The organism is Ruegeria sp. (genome assembly GCF_028066395.1).
Classification (GTDB): Bacteria; Pseudomonadota; Alphaproteobacteria; order Rhodobacterales; family Rhodobacteraceae; genus Ruegeria.
This window is the reverse complement of the sequence record NZ_JALCBM010000021.1, coordinates 1-18,655: the sequence shown is the minus strand read 5'-3', so window position 1 is coordinate 18,655 and position 18,655 is coordinate 1. Positions and strand designations below refer to the sequence as shown.

19 protein-coding genes and 1 pseudogene are annotated in these 18,655 nt (G+C 61.3%); 6 read left to right on the top strand and 14 right to left on the bottom strand.

Going from position 1 to position 18,655, the window contains the following annotated elements:
• A pseudogene (locus MPJ51_RS08880) lies at window positions 1–588 on the top strand (peptidoglycan-binding protein); the annotation flags it as partial.
• A gap of 193 nt (window positions 589–781) precedes the next feature.
• Window positions 782–1,714, top strand: coding sequence for a hypothetical protein (locus MPJ51_RS08875; RefSeq protein ID WP_298384898.1), 933 nt, complete (start codon window positions 782–784; stop codon window positions 1,712–1,714).
• Between the two features lie 96 nt (window positions 1,715–1,810).
• On the opposite strand, the gene nusG is transcribed toward MPJ51_RS08875, so the two are convergent.
• The 7 genes from nusG to MPJ51_RS08840 form a co-directional block, all read right to left on the bottom strand.
• Window positions 1,811–2,344 carry a transcription termination/antitermination protein NusG gene (gene nusG, locus MPJ51_RS08870; RefSeq protein ID WP_152459924.1) on the bottom strand — a complete coding sequence of 178 codons (534 nt, stop codon included), beginning with the start codon at window positions 2,342–2,344 and terminating at the stop codon, window positions 1,811–1,813.
• A 213-nt stretch (window positions 2,345–2,557) separates the two neighbouring features.
• Window positions 2,558–2,755 carry a preprotein translocase subunit SecE gene (gene secE / locus MPJ51_RS08865; protein WP_170657127.1) on the bottom strand — a complete coding sequence of 66 codons (198 nt, stop codon included), beginning with the start codon at window positions 2,753–2,755 and terminating at the stop codon, window positions 2,558–2,560.
• Between the two features lie 79 nt (window positions 2,756–2,834).
• The gene (gene ccoS, locus MPJ51_RS08860) at window positions 2,835–2,993 is read right to left on the bottom strand and encodes a cbb3-type cytochrome oxidase assembly protein CcoS (RefSeq protein ID WP_170417043.1); all 159 of its coding nucleotides are present in this window, start codon (window positions 2,991–2,993) and stop codon (window positions 2,835–2,837) included.
• Window positions 2,994–2,997: 4 nt separating this feature from the next.
• Window positions 2,998–5,175 (bottom strand): heavy metal translocating P-type ATPase, encoded by a 2,178-nt coding sequence (locus tag MPJ51_RS08855; protein ID WP_298384874.1) that lies wholly within the window; start codon window positions 5,173–5,175, stop codon window positions 2,998–3,000.
• Between the two features lie 3 nt (window positions 5,176–5,178).
• Window positions 5,179–5,637, bottom strand: a complete 459-nt coding sequence (locus MPJ51_RS08850; protein ID WP_298384870.1) for a FixH family protein — start codon at window positions 5,635–5,637, stop codon at window positions 5,179–5,181.
• 2 nt (window positions 5,638–5,639) lie between these two features.
• Window positions 5,640–7,067: a cytochrome c oxidase accessory protein CcoG gene (ccoG, locus tag MPJ51_RS08845; RefSeq protein ID WP_298384867.1), complete on the bottom strand. Its 1,428-nt coding sequence runs from the start codon at window positions 7,065–7,067 to the stop codon at window positions 5,640–5,642.
• A 102-nt stretch (window positions 7,068–7,169) separates the two neighbouring features.
• Window positions 7,170–8,045 (bottom strand): LysR family transcriptional regulator, encoded by an 876-nt coding sequence (locus tag MPJ51_RS08840; RefSeq protein WP_298384864.1) that lies wholly within the window; start codon window positions 8,043–8,045, stop codon window positions 7,170–7,172.
• A 100-nt stretch (window positions 8,046–8,145) separates the two neighbouring features.
• Here MPJ51_RS08840 and MPJ51_RS08835 point away from each other — a divergent pair, with 100 nt between their 5' ends.
• Window positions 8,146–8,304: a hypothetical protein gene (locus MPJ51_RS08835; RefSeq protein ID WP_298384861.1), complete on the top strand. Its 159-nt coding sequence runs from the start codon at window positions 8,146–8,148 to the stop codon at window positions 8,302–8,304.
• Window positions 8,305–8,456: 152 nt separating this feature from the next.
• Here MPJ51_RS08835 and ccoP read toward each other — a convergent pair whose 3' ends face one another.
• The 4 genes from ccoP to ccoN are packed head-to-tail and all read right to left on the bottom strand — an operon-like array spanning window position 8,457 to window position 11,885.
• Entirely contained in the window at window positions 8,457–9,320 is an 864-nt protein-coding gene (gene ccoP / locus MPJ51_RS08830) for a cytochrome-c oxidase, cbb3-type subunit III (RefSeq protein WP_298384857.1), read from the bottom strand.
• On the bottom strand, window positions 9,317–9,523 hold the full coding sequence (locus MPJ51_RS08825; RefSeq protein ID WP_298384854.1) for a cbb3-type cytochrome c oxidase subunit 3: 207 nt from the start codon (window positions 9,521–9,523) through the stop codon (window positions 9,317–9,319). Before MPJ51_RS08825 ends, ccoP begins: the two co-directional genes overlap by 4 nt.
• A gap of 11 nt (window positions 9,524–9,534) precedes the next feature.
• Entirely contained in the window at window positions 9,535–10,263 is a 729-nt protein-coding gene (ccoO, locus tag MPJ51_RS08820; RefSeq protein ID WP_298384851.1) for a cytochrome-c oxidase, cbb3-type subunit II, read from the bottom strand.
• 14 nt (window positions 10,264–10,277) lie between these two features.
• Entirely contained in the window at window positions 10,278–11,885 is a 1,608-nt protein-coding gene (ccoN, locus tag MPJ51_RS08815) for a cytochrome-c oxidase, cbb3-type subunit I (RefSeq protein ID WP_298384848.1), read from the bottom strand.
• A gap of 195 nt (window positions 11,886–12,080) precedes the next feature.
• On the opposite strand from ccoN, the gene MPJ51_RS08810 reads away from it, so the two are divergent.
• Window positions 12,081–12,920, top strand: coding sequence for a universal stress protein (locus MPJ51_RS08810; RefSeq protein ID WP_298384846.1), 840 nt, complete (start codon window positions 12,081–12,083; stop codon window positions 12,918–12,920).
• A 27-nt stretch (window positions 12,921–12,947) separates the two neighbouring features.
• Here MPJ51_RS08810 and MPJ51_RS08805 read toward each other — a convergent pair whose 3' ends face one another.
• Both MPJ51_RS08805 and MPJ51_RS08800 read right to left on the bottom strand, forming a co-directional pair.
• Window positions 12,948–13,202 carry a GlsB/YeaQ/YmgE family stress response membrane protein gene (locus MPJ51_RS08805; RefSeq protein ID WP_298384841.1) on the bottom strand — a complete coding sequence of 85 codons (255 nt, stop codon included), beginning with the start codon at window positions 13,200–13,202 and terminating at the stop codon, window positions 12,948–12,950.
• Window positions 13,203–13,236: 34 nt separating this feature from the next.
• Window positions 13,237–13,980 (bottom strand): Crp/Fnr family transcriptional regulator, encoded by a 744-nt coding sequence (locus MPJ51_RS08800; protein ID WP_298384838.1) that lies wholly within the window; start codon window positions 13,978–13,980, stop codon window positions 13,237–13,239.
• A gap of 61 nt (window positions 13,981–14,041) precedes the next feature.
• Between MPJ51_RS08800 and hemN the strand changes: the two genes are divergently transcribed.
• Window positions 14,042–15,397, top strand: a complete 1,356-nt coding sequence (gene hemN, locus MPJ51_RS08795; protein ID WP_298384835.1) for an oxygen-independent coproporphyrinogen III oxidase — start codon at window positions 14,042–14,044, stop codon at window positions 15,395–15,397.
• Window positions 15,398–15,610: 213 nt separating this feature from the next.
• Window positions 15,611–17,533 carry an elongation factor G gene (locus tag MPJ51_RS08790; protein ID WP_298384832.1) on the top strand — a complete coding sequence of 641 codons (1,923 nt, stop codon included), beginning with the start codon at window positions 15,611–15,613 and terminating at the stop codon, window positions 17,531–17,533.
• A gap of 21 nt (window positions 17,534–17,554) precedes the next feature.
• On the opposite strand, the gene MPJ51_RS08785 is transcribed toward MPJ51_RS08790, so the two are convergent.
• Window positions 17,555–18,655, bottom strand: a 1,101-nt coding sequence (locus tag MPJ51_RS08785; RefSeq protein WP_298384829.1) for an ATP-binding cassette domain-containing protein, incomplete at its 5' end; no start/stop codon positions are given.

The window sequence follows — 18,655 nt, the reverse complement described above, 5'->3', positions numbered from 1 at the left end:
TGCAGCGGGGTGATGCTGCAAACCTCGACGAATGGTGGCTACACCACGCTGTCGAACATGTCCGATCCCGACTTTGCGCTCAGCGAGCAATTCTGCCTGGCCCGCAGCTATGCAATGGCACGCGGCGAGGATCTGATGCAGGACATTCAGGGCCTGACACCGGATCAGGTGTCCGCCCAATGCGACTCGTTCGGTGAGATGGTCGCAGCACAAGTTGACGCGCTGTCCATCAGTGCGAAAACGGAAGCTGAAACCCAAATGCGCAAGCTTGCGCTCGACTCGGGTCTCAGCCCCCAGGATCTTGCCGCGACAAGCAAGGTTTGTCTGGCGGTCGGCTACCGTGAAGACAACATGGATACGGCCGTCGGCTCGGCGCTGATGCTGGTCGCAATGGGTGAACCGGCTTACGGAGAATTGGTCGGGCATCACCTGCGCGAAGGCTTCGGCGTTCAGGAACGCCGCGATCTTGCGATGCAATGGTATGACGCAAGCCTTTCGGCACTGGACGCCGGATCGCAGGCCGTCTTCCTGCCATCCCAAACCGACCGCCCGCAGCTATTGCGCGCGGCGATGGTGCAGTCGCAGTAGTTTAAACGCGTAGCTGCGTTTGAACATTCAAAATCGAGAAAAGGGCACCGCGCTGCACATTGCTGCGCGGTGCATTGTTTTTGTCAAACAACTAACGGTTAGCGCCTAGGGAACCCTCAGGTTTGACGACCCTGACACGATAGACCTACAGTCAACACAACCTCAACCTGAGTACGGGACGCTGTTAGAAAAGATGTCTTTCGCGGATCGCATATTTCAAGTCATCGGTGGGCTTTTCTTAGTCGGCCTACTCTTGCTTGGCGCAACAGTGCATTTCAGCGTAAAAGCTCGCTCTGAGGCGAAAGAAGCAGCTAGAGAACAGATACTCCTGAAGTTTCGGAGCGAATGGCGCGAGATGTGCGCCATCAAGGATTGCGATCAGTTTCCGGTCGGCTACGCTACGTATGCGTCGGGGACGGAACTATACTATTTTCCGCTAATACGGACGATGGTCAAAAAACCACCAAGTTTCACTGGTGGGGTCAGCCTGGGCAGATATGTCGAACTGGATGAAGAAAACAATACCCGCCGTATATTCTCAGAGGGCGGTACACTCAAAGTGTCCGCTTGCTGTCACTACCTTTTGGCATTTTATGGGCTTAACGAAGGCGTTCCAATGCTTCTTCGCGACAAAGCGGGCAAACGAATGCCTTCGACTATAACAAATTTCAGCCCCTATAATCGCCCTGGTCACGAGAACAAGATAGACCGCTGGCTCGATTTTGAAGTCGAGGATGCACCTTCACTCCAAACAGTCATCCGCGCTGACCAACCGTCTTTCAACGACGACTTTTGGCTTCTCTATTCTGGCGAGCCGAATGAGAAAGGCGGAAGAGACTTAAAACTGCTGTCAAAACGACCATTGATCAATGACAGGCATGTTCTGGCTTCGTGCGATTCAGTGTGCACATTTGCAACAGTTTCATTGAAGGAAGCAACTGGCGGGACGCAGCCGCACATCACGCTCAAATGGATGACAATACCCAAAGTGGAATCTTGTAATCCGGGTGGCACTCGGTATGGATGCCCCCTGTCTATGGACGCATTTGGAGAAGTGCCGCGATTGTTAGCGGTGATTGACGAAATGTTTGAGGCTGCGAAGCAGAAACCCTCGGTTCAACACTGATTTGCGAGCCGCTCATTCCCTGCAAACATCACGTCAAACCGAAAAACGCCGCGCTGCTCAAAGCAACGCGGCGTCAATATCCCTACAAAGCTCTAATCAGCTCTGCTTCGTAACCTGCGTAAAGTCCAGCTCGACCGGCGTCTCGCGACCGAAGATCGAGACCGAAACCTTCAGCTTCTGGTTCTCGTCGTCCACGCCTTCGACCATGCCGTCGAAATCCTCGAACGGGCCGTCGTTGACCTTGACCTTCTCGCCGACCTCGAAGCTGATCATCAGTTTCGGCGCTTCTTCGCCTTCCTGAACGCGGTTGAGGATCTGGTTCACCTCAGCATCGCGCATCGGCATCGGGCGGCCCTGAGGGCCCAGGAAACCGGTGACGCGGTTGATCGAGTTGATCAGGTGATAGCCCTGATCGGACATTTCCATATGCACCAGAACGTAACCGGGCATGAACCGGCGCTCGGTGGTGACTTTCTTGCCCCGGCGCACTTCGATCACCTCTTCGGTGGGCACCAGAACCTCGTCGATATCGTCCTCAAGGCCCTGTTCAGCCACCGACGTGCGGATCTGCTCTGCGATCTTCTTTTCGAAATTCGAAAGAACGCTGACCGAGTACCACCGTTTCGCCATGAACCTGTCGTCCTTGTTTGCCTTGGGCCGCGTCCCGACGGCCGGGCGCACCCTGTATTGAAATCCTGTCGCGGCCTGCCCGCGTCACCCGGAATAAAAAGCGGCGCGCAGACCGAATCGCCGCACGCCTGTCCCGAATGGTTCTGCGTCAACTACTCTGACAAAGCCCGCTGTGCAAGGGGGCAGTGGCGTTTCCGCCCGGTCTGATCGGGTTTAGCCGAACGCCCCGAGAATCAGTTGCAGCCCGCCGCGAATGCCCAGATCGACCAGCGCAAAGAACACGGCGGTCAGCGCGGCCATGATGAACACCATGACCGTGGTCAACAGCACCTCACGCCGGGTCGGCCAGACGACCTTTGCAACTTCGGCGCGGACCTGCTGGATGAACTGGATCGGGTTGATGGTGGCCATGAGGCTTCAATCTCTCTGCTAGCGGATGGGCCGGACATAACCGGGCATTGCGGCAATTTCAAGGGCGCGCGTGCCTCTGTCACGGTTTGGGCTTGTCGTCCCATTCATCCGACAGGATGCGGCGGGCGTCGCCTTCGGGGTCCTCGTACTGGTTCGACCGGACGGTGTAGATGAACGCCACCAGCCCCACGCCGCCCAGAAACAGGGAAATCGGGATCAGATATGCCAGAACTTCCATAGCGCTACCTCAGCCTCAGCGCGTTCAGAGATACTGTAATGGAGGAGGTCGACATCGCCAATGCGGCAATCAGCGGCGTGGCGAGACCCGCAACCGCCAGAGGCACGGCGATGACGTTGTAGATGGTGGCGATACGAAAGTTCTCGCGAATCCGTCTGGTGGCTTTGATGGCCGTGTCACAAGCCTCGGCGATGGGCGACAGGTCGTTGCCCAGCAATACGATGTCCGAGGCCACACGCGCCGCATCCAGCGCCGAGGCCGGGGAGATCGATACATGCGCCGCCGCCAGCGCCGCCGTATCATTCAGCCCGTCACCGACCATCAGCACGTGGCGGCCCTGCGCGCCCAGTTCCTGCACTCTGGCGGCCTTGTCCTGCGGCAGCGCCTGCGCGATCCATGTCTCGATACCCAGCTTGTCCGCCAGCCTCTGGACTGCGCCCTGCGTGTCGCCCGAGATCAGGATCACCTCTTTCCCCGCCGCCCGGAATGCCGCCACGGCATCAGCAGCGCCGGGGCGCAGGCTGTCGGTAAAGGTGAACCGCACCGGCGGTTGCGACCCAACGGAGAGCCACGCGGCGGTCTGTGCGCCGTCCTCTCCGCCGACCCAGGCCGCACGACCCAGCCGGACGCGCTGATCGTTGACGAACCCTTCGGTGCCGTATCCCGGCACCTCGGCCACGTCGCGCAGGCTGGCCGGTTTGATCCCGGCCTCGCGTGCTGCGCGGGCCAGAGCGACCGACAGAGGATGTGAGGATGCCTCGGCCAGTGCCAGTGCCACCTCAAGGTCAGCGCGGGAATGGTCGCCCAGATTGGTCAGCTCTGGCGCACCAGAGGTCAGCGTGCCGGTTTTGTCGAAAACGACCGTATCCACTTCGGCCAGACGCTCCAGCGCGGTGGCGTGTTTGATCAGCATGCCCATACGGAACAACCGGCCGGAGGCCGCCGTGGTCACCGCAGGCACCGCCAGACCCAGCGCGCAGGGGCAGGTGATGATCAGCACTGCAGCCGCGATGTTCAGCGCGGTGCGGATGTCGCCGGAATAGATGTACCAGCCCAGAAAGCTGAGCGCCGACAGGATATGCACCCCCGGCGCATACAGCTTGGCCGCCTTGTCCGCCAGTGACGTATACCGAGACCGCCCCGATTCAGCGATGGCCACCAGATCGGCCATGCGATGCAGCGAGGTGTCTTCGCCCACCGCCGTCGCGCGGATGGTCAGAGGGCCGGTCAGGTTGACCTCTCCGGCGCTGACGGCCAGTCCTTCCTGCGCGAAGACGGGCAGGGTTTCTCCGGTCAGCAGGGACCGATCCAGTTCCGACTGGCCCGAGACGATTTCGCCATCCACAGGCATCCGGCCACCGGGGCGGACAAGGATCAGATCGCCGGCCGCCAGTGCGGATACGGCCACCTCTTCCTCGGCCCCGTTGACCAGACGAATGGCGCGAGGGACTTCCAGCGCAGTCAGTTCCTCGGCTGCGGATCGGGCCACGGCGCGGGTGCGGTAGTCCAGATAGCGTCCGGCCAGCAGAAAGAAGGTCAGCGTCAGGGCGGCATCGAAATAGGCGTGCGCGCCGCTGAGCGCGGTCTCCCACAGCGAGGTGACCAGCGCCAGAACGATCGCCAGAACGATCGGCACATCCATGTTCAGGCGGCGCACGCGCAGGGCGCTCCAGGCGTTGGCAAAGAAGGGCTGGGCCGAGAACGCAATCGCAGGCAGCGCGATGGCGGCTGAAATCCAGTGGAACATGTCGCGGGTCGCATCGCTCGCCCCGGACCAGACCGACACCGACAGCAGCATCACGTTCATCGACGCAAACCCGGCCACCGCCAGCCGCATCAGCAGATCACGTCCGGCCTTGTCGGACTGGGTGGCCGACAGGGCGCCGGGGTCCAGCTCATGCGCCTCAAACCCCGCCTGTTCCAGCACCGGGATCAGGTCGGCGGCGCGGATATCGGGTGCCGCCTTGATCATCGCACGTTTGAGGGTCAGGTTGACCCGCGCATCCTCGACCCCGGGATAGGCGTTCAACTCGCGTTCGACCGTGGCGATACAGGCCGAGCAGTGAATGCCCGGCAGCGACAGCGCGATCTGCACATCCTCGGGGATAGGCCGTGCAGGCTCAGCCGGGGCGGCGATGCACCCGGGACAAGCTGCCGTGCCAGAGGAGACTTGCGTCGTCATCCCCTACCCCTTGACGTAGAGCGGGATGCGCTGCGCGAATTCGGACCCGTCGCGGGCCTTGGCCACCAGACGGATGTTCCAGTTGCCCTTGCCCAACGAAGCCGGGGCCGCATAGGCGATGCCGTCAAAGGTGAAATCGGGCGCGAAATCCTCTTTCACATGGGTGGCGCGGCCAACCACCGCCTGCAACTCGGCCACTTCGACCGGCGCGCCGGTCTGGTCGGTGATGTACAGGATCAGCAAGCCACCCGTGTTTTCGGCGCGGATATCCCAGCCCAGCGCCTGCTGTTCCTTGAGGCGCTCGTTGAACTCCTGACTGGCCACGTAAGAGTTCTTGACCTCAAGCCCCGGGAAAGTCTTCACCGCGCTGTAGGCCAGCACCAGATTCACCCCGATGATCACACCAAAGGCCGCAATGAACACTGCCAGCGCGTGTTTTCCGGTGAATTGACGTTCCGCCATGATCAGTTCCCTCGACCGTTAAAGGTGGTGTCCTTGCTGGCGCGTTCGCCGCTGCCCAGGTCTTCGACCCAGATGCGAACCGGCGTGCTGTCGGCCCCTGCCGGGCCGGTATCCCGCCCGGCGATGATATAGACGCGGGTCAGCTGCGCCGTATCCGCCGGGACGTTCACAGTGTGAAGATTTGTGCCCTCGATCTCAAGCCGCATTGCCGGGTCCCCGGCCAGAGACAGCGTGAACAGGCGATCCTCGCCATGTTTGTTGCGCAGGCGCACGTCATAGGTGTTGCGGATGGTGCCGTCCGACAAGGTCACGAAGGTCGGGTTGCGGACCGGGGCCACCGTCAGGTCGATATCCGAGCGGATGAACAGTGCAAACATCAGCGCCACCCCGACCAGCGACCAGAGCGAGGTATACAGGATCGTGCGCGGCCGCAGGATATGTTTCCAGACGGGCCGAGGCGTCTGCCCCTCGCGTTCCCGCGGCTCATCGCTAAGCGCCATATAGTCGATCAGCCCGCGTGGTTTGCCGATCTTGGCCATCATGTCGTCGCAGGCGTCGATACACAGGGCGCAGGTGATGCACTCCATCTGCTGACCGTCGCGGATATCGATGCCCACCGGGCAGACATTGACGCAGGCCATGCAGTCGATGCAATCGCCCAGTTCGGTATCTGCGGTACGTTTGCCCTTGCCGCGCGGCTCACCCCGCCATTCGCGATAGCCGACGACCAGAGTATCCTCATCCATCATCGCAGCCTGAATGCGCGGCCAGGGGCAGGCATAGATGCAAATTTGTTCGCGGGCGAAACCGCCGAAGAAAAAGGTCGTGGCGGTCAGGATCAGCATGGTGGTGTAGGCCACCGGATGCGCGTTGCCGGTCACCAGATCGCGCAGCAACGTGGGCGCATCGGCAAAGTAAAACACCCAGGCCCCGCCCGTCGCCAGCCCGATCAGAAACCACGTCACCCATTTTGTCAGCCGCAGCCGCGCCTTGCGGAAATCCAGCTTTTTCTGCCGGTGTAGACGCAGGCGCGCATTGCGGTCGCCCTCGATCCAGCGTTCGACAAGGATATAGAGGTCCGTCCACACGGTCTGCGGACAGGCATAGCCGCACCAGACCCGCCCCAGCGCCGAGGTGAACAGGAACAGCCCCAACCCCGCCATGATCAGCAGGCCCGCGACGAAATAGAATTCATGCGGCCAAATCTCGATCCAGAAGAAATAGAACCGCCGGTTGGCCATATCCAGCAGCACCGCCTGATCGGGCAGGCTGGGGCCCCTATCCCACCTGATCCAGGGTGTCACGTAGTAGATCCCCAGCGTGATCGCCATGATGATCCATTTCAGGTTTCGAAACGGACCGGAAACCCGCCTTGGAAAGATCGGCTCCCGCGCGGCGTAAAGGCTGGGGGTGGGGTTGGAATCGCTCACGAGGTGGCTCCGGGACTGGCTCTTTCAGGTGCGTGTTCTTCCAGATCATAGGCATGCGAACTTTGACATGGGTCAAAACGCGCATCGTACAGATACCTTTTATCACATTTCGCGCGCCTGACGCTTTAGCCACATGACAAATGTTTTCACTGCGGGTCTAAGTGCGGTGTTTGCCGTCACAATATGATATCCGCGCGCATCGGGTTCCGAATAAAGCACAACAATGCGCCCGGCCTGAATGTCATGCTCGACGAAATGTCGCACAGTTACAGTCACGCCCTGCCCGGCACGCAATCCGTCCAGCACCAGATTGCCCGGCAGTTCGGTCCGGCCCGGGCCCCGTTCTGGGCCCGCGCCATGCTCGGCAAGCCAGGTCGTCGCCTCGGTCGTGCCGATTTCCTCCAGCCAGGGCAATTGGGCAAGCTCTGCTGCGCTCCAAACCGTCTTTCCCCCCAGCAACTGTGGGGCCGCGACGATGACGACCGGTGATTGCAGCAACATATCCGATTGCACACCGGGCCACCCGCCCGGCCCATAGCGAATGGCAATATCGACACCACCGGGGCGCAGTTCAACAACCTCGGCGGTGGGGTCAAGGATCAGGTTCACCTCGGGATGGGTTGCCCGAAAGGTCGGAAGGCGCGGCATCAGCCACGAGGCCGCGAAGGACGATGTCAGCGAAACATGTACCGGACGATCCTGCCCCGCGCGGGCCAGGTCACCGACCGCCGCCCCAATCGCGCCAAAGCCAAGATGCAGGGCGCGGGCCAGATGCTCTCCGTCATTTGTCAGGGTCAGCGCCTTGCCCGAACGGTCCAGTAGCGCAACGCCCAGATGCTTTTCCAACACCCGCAATTGCTGGCTAATCGCGGCGTGGCTGACATTCAGCGCCGCGCCCGCCTCGACCACGTTGCGTTTCTCGGCAAAGGCCGCAAAGGCGCGAAGCGCCGCGAGCGGGGGAAGGGTCAGCCAATCCATATGTAATCCAAGCTTACACAACAGAATGGTAATTGAGTCGCATTCATCGCCTTAAAGGTCAATCCTTAAGGCAGAGGAAACACTGCACAGGAGGCAAACCATGCTGACGATTTTTGCCAAATCTTTCATGACCGCAACCCGCACCAACACCCCGCGCATTCGCGATGTGCCCAAACCGGGCACCCGTAAACGGCGCTGGTTGCCTGATGGGCATTGGTGGATAGGAAACCCGCGCGACATCGACCTGAACGATCTGTGACGCGGGCTTCACATCCGGTTCTGGACCGCAACACATCCACGTTCTAGTCTGCTGATAGTCGGCACCGGCTGTTCAGGAAACGCGCGAACAGATGGAACAGCCGGTGCCTCAACCTTCGGGCGGTTTCCCGTCCGAAGGTATTCTTTCAGACCTTACTGGCCGCCACCCAACTGGTGGACATAGGCCGAGACGGCGCGCACCTGCGCCGGGGTCAGACGGTTTTCCCAGGACGGCATGACACCAAAGCGGCTGTTGGTGACCGTTTCGATCAACGCCTCTTCGCTGCCGCCATAAAGCCAGATCGCGTCGGTCAGGTTCGGCGCGCCCTGGAACACGTCGCCGGTGCCGTCCTCGCCATGGCAAACGGAACAATTGTCTTCGAACACAACCTTGCCCGCCTGCGCTGCCGCGTCGTCGGTCTGCGCATTGCTCAGCGACATGACATACTGCACCACCTGCGTGATCTCGTCATGTTCAAGGATTTCGCCAAAGGCCGGCATCTCGGAATAGCGCGCATCGTCGCTTTCCTCGTTGCGAATGCCGTAGGCGACCGAGTACTCGATATCCTCAAGCGTACCACCCCACAGCCAGGCATCGTCCAGCAGGTTCGGGAAGCCCGGCGCACCCTGTGCGCCCGAGCCGTGGCACTGCGCGCACCAGGTGCGGAACACCGCGCCACCCGCGTTGACGGCATATTGCTGCAGCTCGGCATCCTTCGAGATATCCTCAAGCGGAGTTTCCACCAGCTTGGCGTTCCACGGCGCGTTCGCCTCTTCAAAGGCGACCATGTCCTGCTGCACCAATTCGCGCGAGGACCAACCCAGCACACCGGCGGTCGCCGATTGCACCAGCGGCCATGCGGGATACATGATCGTGTAGATCACCCCCCATACAATCGTGGCATAGAAGGTCCACAGCCACCAGCGGGGCATCGGGTTGTCGAATTCCTCGATCCCGTCCCAGGAATGGCCGGTTGTGTTCGGATCACCCGGCTGTTTTTCAGGTGTCTTGCTCATTGCCGCGCCTCCTTGGATGTGGCGGGTTTATCTTGCTGGGGCGCCGGTGCATCGGCGTGCCGGAACGGGATATTGGCGGTGTCCTTGTATTCCTTGCTGGCACCGGGGCGGAAAACCCAGATCACGATGCCGATGAAAAACACGAACAGCAGCAGCAACATCCAGCTGTCCGCGAACTGTCTGAGGAGTGTGTATTCTTCCATACCACCCTCCCTCAGCGGCTCGCGTCCGGGGTGAAGGTCGAGAAATCGACCAGCGTGCCCAGCATCTGCAGATAGGCGATCAGCGCATCAGCCTCGGTCAGGTCAGACTGACCATCGAAGTTGCGCACGTTGACCTTGTCGCCATACCGCTCCAACAGACCGTCATAGTCGCTGTCCGGATCGGCCTGAGCGCGGAAATCCGCCACGGCGTTTTCCAGCATCTCATCGGTATAGGGCGTACCCACCATGGCGTTGGCAGCCATCAGGTCACCGATATATTTGCCGTCCAGCTTGCGATGTTCGAGGAAGCCGTATTTCGGCATAACCGATTCCGGCACCACCGATTGCGGATCGCGCAGGTGGTCCATCTGCCACTGGTCCGAATACCGCCCACCGACGCGGGCCAGATCAGGCCCGGTCCGCTTGGACCCCCACTGGAACGGGTGGTCATACATCGACTCGGCCGCCAGCGAGTAATGCCCGTACCGTTCGACCTCATCCCGCATCGGGCGGATCATCTGGCTGTGGCAGACATAGCAGCCTTCGCGGATATAGATGTCCTTGCCCGCCAGTTCGAGAGGGGTGTAGGGGCGCATGCCCTCCACCTTCTCGATGGTGTTCTCAAGGTAGAACAGCGGGGTGATCTGCACCAGGCCACCGATGGTTACGACCAGAAAGCTGAAGATCAGCAGGAGGGTCGCGTTGGTCTCGAGGATCTTGTGTTTGTCGAGAATTGCCATTGCTCCGGCCCTCCTTACTCAGCCGGGACCGCGACGGTCAGGCTGGCCTCTTTGGCCGGCGCTTTCCGTACAGTCATCCACAGGTTGTAGCACATGATCAGTGAGCCAGCGAGGAACAGAACCCCACCCAGACCACGCACCACATACATCGGGAACTTGGCCGCGACGGTGTCAGCGAACGAGTTCACAAGGAAGCCGTTGGCATCCACTTCGCGCCACATCAGCCCCTCCATGATACCGGTCACCCACATCGACGCGGCGTAAAGCACGATGCCGATCGTGGCGAGCCAGAAGTGCCAGCTGACCATTTGCAGCGAATACAGACGATCACGTTTCCACAGGACAGGCACCAGATAGTAGAGCGCCCCGAAAGTGATCATACCGTTCCAGCCCAGCGCGCCGGAATGCACGTGACCAATGGTCCAGTCGGTATAGTGAGACAGGCTGTTGACGGCGCGGATCGACATCATCGGACCCTCAAAAGTGGACATGCCGTAGAACCCAACCGAGATCACCATCATCCGGATCACCGGGTCGGTGCGCAGCTTGTCCCATGCGCCGCTCAGCGTCATCAGACCGTTGATCATGCCACCCCAGGACGGCATCCACAGGATCACCGAGAACACCATGCCCAGCGTCGAGGCCCAATCCGGCAGCGCGGTATAGTGCAGGTGGTGCGGACCGGCCCAGATATACAGGAAGATCAGCGCCCAGAAGTGGATGATCGACAGTTTGTAGCTAAAGACCGGACGCTCGGCCTGTTTCGGGATGAAGTAATACATCATGCCCAGGAAACCGGCGGTCAGGAAAAAGCCCACGGCGTTGTGGCCGTACCACCACTGGATCATGGCGTCTTGCACGCCCGACCAGACGATGACCGATTTCGAGCCCCAGATGCTGACCGGAACGGTCATGTTGTTGACCAGATGCAGCATGGCGACAGTGACGATGAAGGCCAGGAAGAACCAGTTAGCCACGTAGATATGCGGCTCTTTCCGCTTGATGATCGTGCCCAGATAGACGGCCAGATAGGCAACCCAGACGACGGTCAGCCACAGATCGACATACCATTCGGGCTCGGCGTATTCCTTGGACTGGGTGCCGCCCAGCAGATAGCCGGTCGCGGCCAGCACGATGAACAGTTGATAGCCCCAGAACACAAACCACGCCAGATTGCCGCCCCACAGACGTGCGGCGCTGGTGCGTTGCACCACAAAGAACGAGGTCGCAATCAGCGCGTTGCCACCAAAGGCAAAGATCACCGCCGAGGTATGCAGTGGCCGCAACCGGCCAAAGTTGGCATAGCCCTGTGCCCATTCGAAATTCAGCGCCGGAAAGGCCAGTTGGAACGCGATGAAGGTCCCGGCCAGAAACCCGACAACCCCCCAGAATGCGGTGGCGATCACCCCATAGCGGATCACGTCATCCATATATTCCGCAGAGCGGTCGACAAGTATATCTGGCTCGTCGGTGTTTCTCAGCGTCCAGATGAACAGACCGCCGGCGATGATCATCACCAGAATCGCATGCACCTGATACGCCAAATCGCGCGCATAATTGGACCCGATCGCTGCGAACAGCACCACCAGCCCAAGCGCGATCAGCTTGATGTAATTTGACATATTGCGTCCCTTTGCCATGCCCCGTGCGATTCTCGATGCCGCACGGAACCCATTTGACTGCACGCTGTAATGCAGCGTGGCCGGTCCTGCTGCTTTGATCTGTATCAAGACAAGGGGCGGTTTTCTGTGACAGTTTTTCTGAAACACGCAGGCACCTGCCCGGGACCGGCCCGTATTTGGTAACATGAGGACGACATGGCATACAATTCACTCCTGACGGTCATGACGGAAACCAGTTTGGCCAAACCGGCCCTGGCCCAGATGATCGCCCTGGCCGAGACGCTGGACGCCCATGCCGAGGCGCTGTGTCTGGGCGTCGACCGCAGCCAGACCGGGTATTACTACGCAGGCGCAAATGCGCTGGTCCTGCAGGAAACCCTAAGCCGCGCCAATGCCGAAGCGGATGAAACGCTGGCCTTTGCCGAGGACATTCTGCGCCGCTCGAACGCGCGCTGGTCTGCCGAAAGCGGCGTGGCGCAGATTGCCGATATCGGACGCCATGTGGCCCGCCGGGCGATGTTTTCCGATCTGGTCATCCTGCCGCGCCCCTATGGCAAGGATCGCGAAGCCGAAGCCGAACCCATTGTCGAAGCCGCCATGTTCGAAGGTCACGCCCCGGTCCTGCTGGTCCCGGATGACGGGCAACCGCTGACCCGTCCCCGCAACATCCTGATCGGCTGGAACGAAAGCCCCGAGGCAATGCGCGCCATCCGCTGCGCCCTGCCTTTCCTGACCCAGGCCGATCTGGTGCGAATTGTGGTGATTGACCCGCCACGCCACGGGCCGGACCGATCCGATCCCGGTGGCATGCTGTCGCAATTGCTGGCCCGTCACGGCGTGAAATGCGAGATCGACGTGCTCAGCAAAACCATGACGCGGGTGTCGGACATCCTGAACCGCCACGCGACGGATACGGATACGGATATGATCGTGATGGGGGCCTATGGCCATTCGCGGTTCCGCGAGGCCATTCTGGGCGGTGCGACGCGGAACATGCTGGAAAAATCCTCGGTCCCGGTCTTTCTGGCCCACTGACCGGACGCGGGCCGCCCTGCGGGGCGGTTAAGCCTTGCGCACCAGACCGATCAGGAACAGCAGAATCACCGCTCCGATTGTCGCAAAGATGATTGATGAGATCAGCCCGCCGCCCACGGCAAATCCCAGCGCCGGAAAGATCGTGCCCGCCAGAAAGGCACCCACGATGCCGACGATGATATTGCCGATCAGGCCAAAGCCGCGCCCTTCCATGATCTTGCCCGAAAGCCAACCGGCGATTGCGCCGATAAACAGCATTGCCAACAAACCCGAGAATTCCATGTCTTGCTCCTACCGTTAAAGGGGTGGGGCGACCTTAATTCAGGTAACCGCCATCCGTGTCATCGCCCGCCTCTTCCATCAGACGGCCGATATCGGGGATGGTCACGTGGCGCTTGCCCTCCAACAGGATGATCTGATCCTTTTTCAGGGCCGAGATTTGACGGCTGACGGTTTCCAGCGTCAGACCCAGATAATCCGCCATCGCCTCGCGCGTCAGAGGCAGGTCAAAGACGATGGGCCCGGACATCCCTTTCGGTTGGATCGAGGCATCGCGGCGGGCAATGATCGACAGCAGGCTGGCGATCTTTTCCCGCGCGGTCTTGCGTCCCAGAACCAGCATCCACTCGCGCGCCGCGTCCAGCTCATCCAATGTCATCTGCAGCAGACGATGGGCAATATGCGGGGTATGACCCATCATGTCTTCGAACGGTTTCTTGCGGAAACAGCACATCACCAGATCGGTGGTCGCCACCACGTCATAAGCGGCGGATTCGCGCCCCGGACGGCCGACGAAATCACTGGGCAACAGCAGGCCCACCATTTGGGTGCGCCCGTCCTCCATCGTCTGGGTCAACGACGCGATCCCCGACACAACCGAGCCTACGAAATTCATCGGATCACCGGACCAGATTATCGTCTGCCCCGCCTCGAAGCTGCGGTAATATTTAATGGTCTCAAGCTCTTCCAGCTCGTCTTTTTCGCAATGCGCGCACACTGCACGATGCCGGATCGGGCAATCGTCGCAGTTGGTATGCTCATACACGGCCTTGAGTGTCATTCGTGCTTCCACTTGATCTCGGTCAAAGTACCTGAGCCTTCTTGGGTATACCCGTATCCCCATGACATTAAAACCGCAATTGGCACGGCTTGGACTTTTTGACGCGAAGGTCCCACGCTATACAAGCTACCCGACCGCGCCCCATTTCAACAATGACGTGGGGTCGGACATGTTCGGCGACTGGATATCGGGCATCGCACCCGGCAGTTCCATCTCGCTCTATCTTCACGTGCCGTTCTGCCGCAGGCTGTGCTGGTTCTGTGCCTGCCGCACCCAAGGCACCCAGACCGACAATCCGGTGATCGCCTATGTCGATGTCCTGAAGGCCGAACTGGACCTGCTGGCGGCGCGCCTGCCGCAGGGCGTGACCCTGTCGCGGCTGCACTGGGGCGGCGGCACACCGACCTTGCTGAACCCCGACCTGATGCGCGATCTGGCTGCGCGTGTCTTTGACGTGGTTCCGCTGGGTCCCGAAGCCGAGTTCTCGGTCGAGATCGACCCGAACGAGGTGGACGAGGCTCGTCTGGACGCGCTGGCCGAGGCCGGGATGAACCGCGCCTCGATCGGGGTGCAGGATTTCGATGACGAGATCCAGAAAACCATCGGGCGCATTCAGGGCTACGATGTTACCCGCAAGGCCGTGGACATGATCCGCGCGCGCGGCATTTCCAGCCTGAACGCCGATATCCTCTACGGCCTGCCGCACCAGACCAAGGCCCGGATGACCGAAAGCGTGCAGAAACTGCTGTCGTTGTCCCCGGATCGCGTCGCACTGTATGGCTATGCCCATGTGCCGTGGATGGCCAAGCGCCAGCAACTGATCCCCTCGGACGCGTTGCCCACGCCCGAACAGCGGCTGGACCTGTTCGAAACCGCCCGGCGGCTGTTCATGTGGGACAATTACGCCGAGATCGGCATCGACCATTTCGCCACGCAGGATGACGGGCTGACCCGTGCGCTGAATGCCGGGCGGCTGAGGCGGAATTTCCAGGGCTATACGGATGATCAGGCCGATATCCTGATCGGGCTGGGCGCCAGCTCGATCTCGCGCTTTCCGCAGGGCTATGCCCAGAACGCCCCGGCCACCTCGGCCCATATCAAGGCGATTCGCGACGGTCGCTTCTCGACCGCGCGGGGCCATCTGTTCAAAGGTCAGGACGTGCTGCGCGCCCGCCTGATCGAGGCGCTGATGTGCGATTTCCGCATCGATACGGCGGAAATCCTGCGCGACCACGACATCTCGGCCCCGGAGCTGATGCAGATGTATACGGATGCAAACGCCACTTTTGAGGGGCTGCTGAAGGTCGACGCCACCGGCCTGTTCATCCCGCCCGAGGCCCGTGCGCTGACCCGCATGATCGCCCGCAATTTCGACACTTATGACCTGAGCAAGGCTGGCCACAGCTCGGCCATCTGATCCCTTTCCGGCAGGCCGGTTTGCGGCCCGCCACCTGAACACCAGCACGGGGGCTTGACGCACGCCTTCGGTTTTCTCCACACTCAGGGGGCGGAAGGCATACCCTTCCCCAGCCTGAGGCAGGCGAATTCGCAGACAAGTCCGGCCCGCGCGACCGCGTCGGGCATCCCCCTTCGTGCAGTGTTTCTGCAACCTGAAAGAGGGACAGCACCCATGCGCGTTTTCACCGTCCTCGGCCCCAGCCAATCGGGCAAATCAACCCTGGTCGAGGCCATCAGCCGCCTCGACGGACGCCCCACCACATTCGACGTATCCGGGACCGTGCATTTGCACGGTTTTTCTTACTTGGACGAGCCCTGGTGCGCGATTGACGTGGATGGCGGCGGCGATGCGCTGGGATATGTCGGCCCGGCAATGGCGATCTCGGACGCCGCCGTGGTGGTCGTGCCACCCGACCCGGATGCCGCCGTCCTGTGCGCGCCTTATCTGCGGCTGGTCGAAGAGGCGGGCATTCCCTGTTTCCTGTTCATCAACCGGATGGACAATCCCAATGGCCGGATCCGTGATATAATCGCGGCGCTGCAAACCTATTGCACTCACCATATCGCCCTGCGTCAGGTCCCGATCCGCGACGGCGACACGATCATCGGCGCGGTCGATCTGATCTCGGAACGGGCGTGGAAATATCAGGAAGGCCAACCCTCGGCCCTGATCGAACTGCCGCAATCGGTCGAGGACCGCGAACAGGAAGCGCGCACCGAACTGCTGGAGACCCTGTCGGATTTCGATGACCACTTACTGGAACAGCTGATCGAGGACAAACAGCCGCCCAGCGCCGAGGTTTACGATCTGGCCGCGCAGGTGTTGCAGAACCATCAGCTGATCCCCGCCTGTCTGGGCGCGGCGAGCCATGGCAACGGCCTGACCCGCCTGATGAAGGCGCTGCGCCACGAGGCACCCGAGTTCGACATCGCCGCCGGGCGCGACGAGGCCGCCGAGAACGCTCGCGCCATTGCCGGGTTTGCCGACGTGAAGAAACATATCGGCAAGATCATCGTCCTGCGCGGGCTGGGTGACGGGGTGAAGGCGCATGAATCCCTGGGCGGTGAAACCGTCGGCAACCTGACCACGCTGGACGCCAAGACCCAGATCAGCGCGCTGGAGGCCGGACAGATCGGGTTGGCGGTGAAATCCGACCATCTGAATCCGGGCAACCTCTATGACAGCAGCTCAGCCACGCCGCTACCGGAATGGGCATCCTCGCATCCGGCGGCGCATCGTCAGGTCGTCTCGCCCGCGCATGAGCGTGACGATGTGCGCCTGTCCAACGCCCTGACCCGTCTGGTCGAGATCGACCCGGGCCTGCATCTGGAACAGGACGAACTCAGCGGTCACGCGGTTCTGGGCTCGCAAGGGCCGCAGCACATGCGCCGTGTGTCCGCAAAACTGGCCGAGGATTTCGGGATCGAGATCGAGGCTGAACCGGCTGAGACCGCCTACCGCGAGACCATCCGGTCCAAGATCGAACATCGCCACCGGCACCGCAAACAGTCCGGCGGAGCTGGGCAATTCGCCGATGTCGTCATCACTGTCGCCCCGCTGCCGCGCGGGTCGGGCTTTCAGTTCGAAGAGGTGGTCAAGGGCGGCGCGGTGCCCCGGAACTATATTCCCTCGGTCGAACACGGCGCCAAGGACGCGCTGGCGCAGGGGCCCGAGGGTTTCCCGGTGGTGGACGTCAAGGTCACGCTGAGCGACGGCAAGCACCACAATGTGGACAGCTCGGACTACGCCTTCCGCACCGCAGGCAAAAACGCCGTACGCGAGGCGCTGCCCGAGGCGAAACCGGTCGTCCTGCAACCGATCCTGAATGCGGAAATCCACCTGCCGTCGACCTTTGTGGGCGATCTGGTGCCCACGATCAGTTCCCTTCAAGGTCAGGTTCTGGGGTTCGAGGGCAATCCGAATGCCTCCGGCTGGGAGATTTTCAACGCCCAGCTTCCCGCCGTGGCGCAGGATGAATTGCACCGCACATTGGCCAGCGCCACGCGGGGCACCGGCTGGGTGAAGCTGCAGTTTGACCATTACGAGGAACTGCGCGGGCCGGTGCCCAATGCCAAAAGCAAGGAAATGGCCTGACACCAAAGGCGCGGGCTGGGATCAGCCCGCCGCCGCAATCAGTTCGCGGGTGTATTCGGTCTGTGCGTTTTCGAACAGATCCTCGGCACGGCCCATTTCAATCACATCACCGTTCCGCATGACGATCACGTTGTGCGACATCGCCCGCACGACCTTGAGGTCATGGCTGATAAACAGATAGGCCAGCCCGTATTTCCGCTGCAGATCACGCAGCAGGTCGACGATCTGCACCTGAACCGTCATGTCCAGCGCGCTGGTGGGCTCATCCAAAACCAGCAGCTTGGGCCGCAACACCATGGCCCGCGCGATGGCGATGCGTTGGCGTTGCCCGCCCGAGAATTCATGCGGGTAACGGTCCATTGCCGCCGGGTCCAGCCCGACCTCGGTCATCACTTCGGCCACCAACTCGCGCGGGGCGCGGTGGGGGTCGACCTTGTGGATCGCCAACCCCTCGGCAATGATCTGCTGGCAGGTCATCCGGGGGCTGAGGCTGCCGAACGGGTCCTGAAACACGATCTGCATGTCCTTGCGCAGCCGCCGCAACTCACGCGTGGACCAACGGCGCACGTCCTTGTCGCCGAAGGTAATCGCGCCCTCGGACGCGATCAGCCGCATGATCGCCAGCGCCAGCGTCGTCTTGCCTGACCCACTCTCGCCGACAATGCCCAGGGTTTCACCGGCGCGCACGCTGAGCGTCGCGTCGTTGACCGCCTTCACATAACCCACTGTCCGTTTCAAGAACCCGCGTTGGATCGGGAACCAGACCTTGAGGTGATCGGTGCGGGCGACCTCTTCGGCGTCTGCGGCCACCGGATCGGGATGGCCCGAGGGCTCAGCCGCCAGCAGTTTGCGCGTATAGGGGTGTTGCGGGTTGTCGAAAATCTCGGTGGTCACGCCCGTTTCGACGATCTCGCCATCCTTCATCACGCAGACCCGGTCGGCGATGCGCCGCACAATGCCCAGATCGTGGGTGATGAACAGCATCCCCATATTCTCGGATTTCTGCAACTCAGCCAGCAGTTCCAGAATCTGCGCCTGAATGGTCACGTCCAGCGCCGTGGTCGGCTCATCCGCGATCAGGATATCGGGCTTGTTGGCCAGCGCCATGGCGATCATGACCCG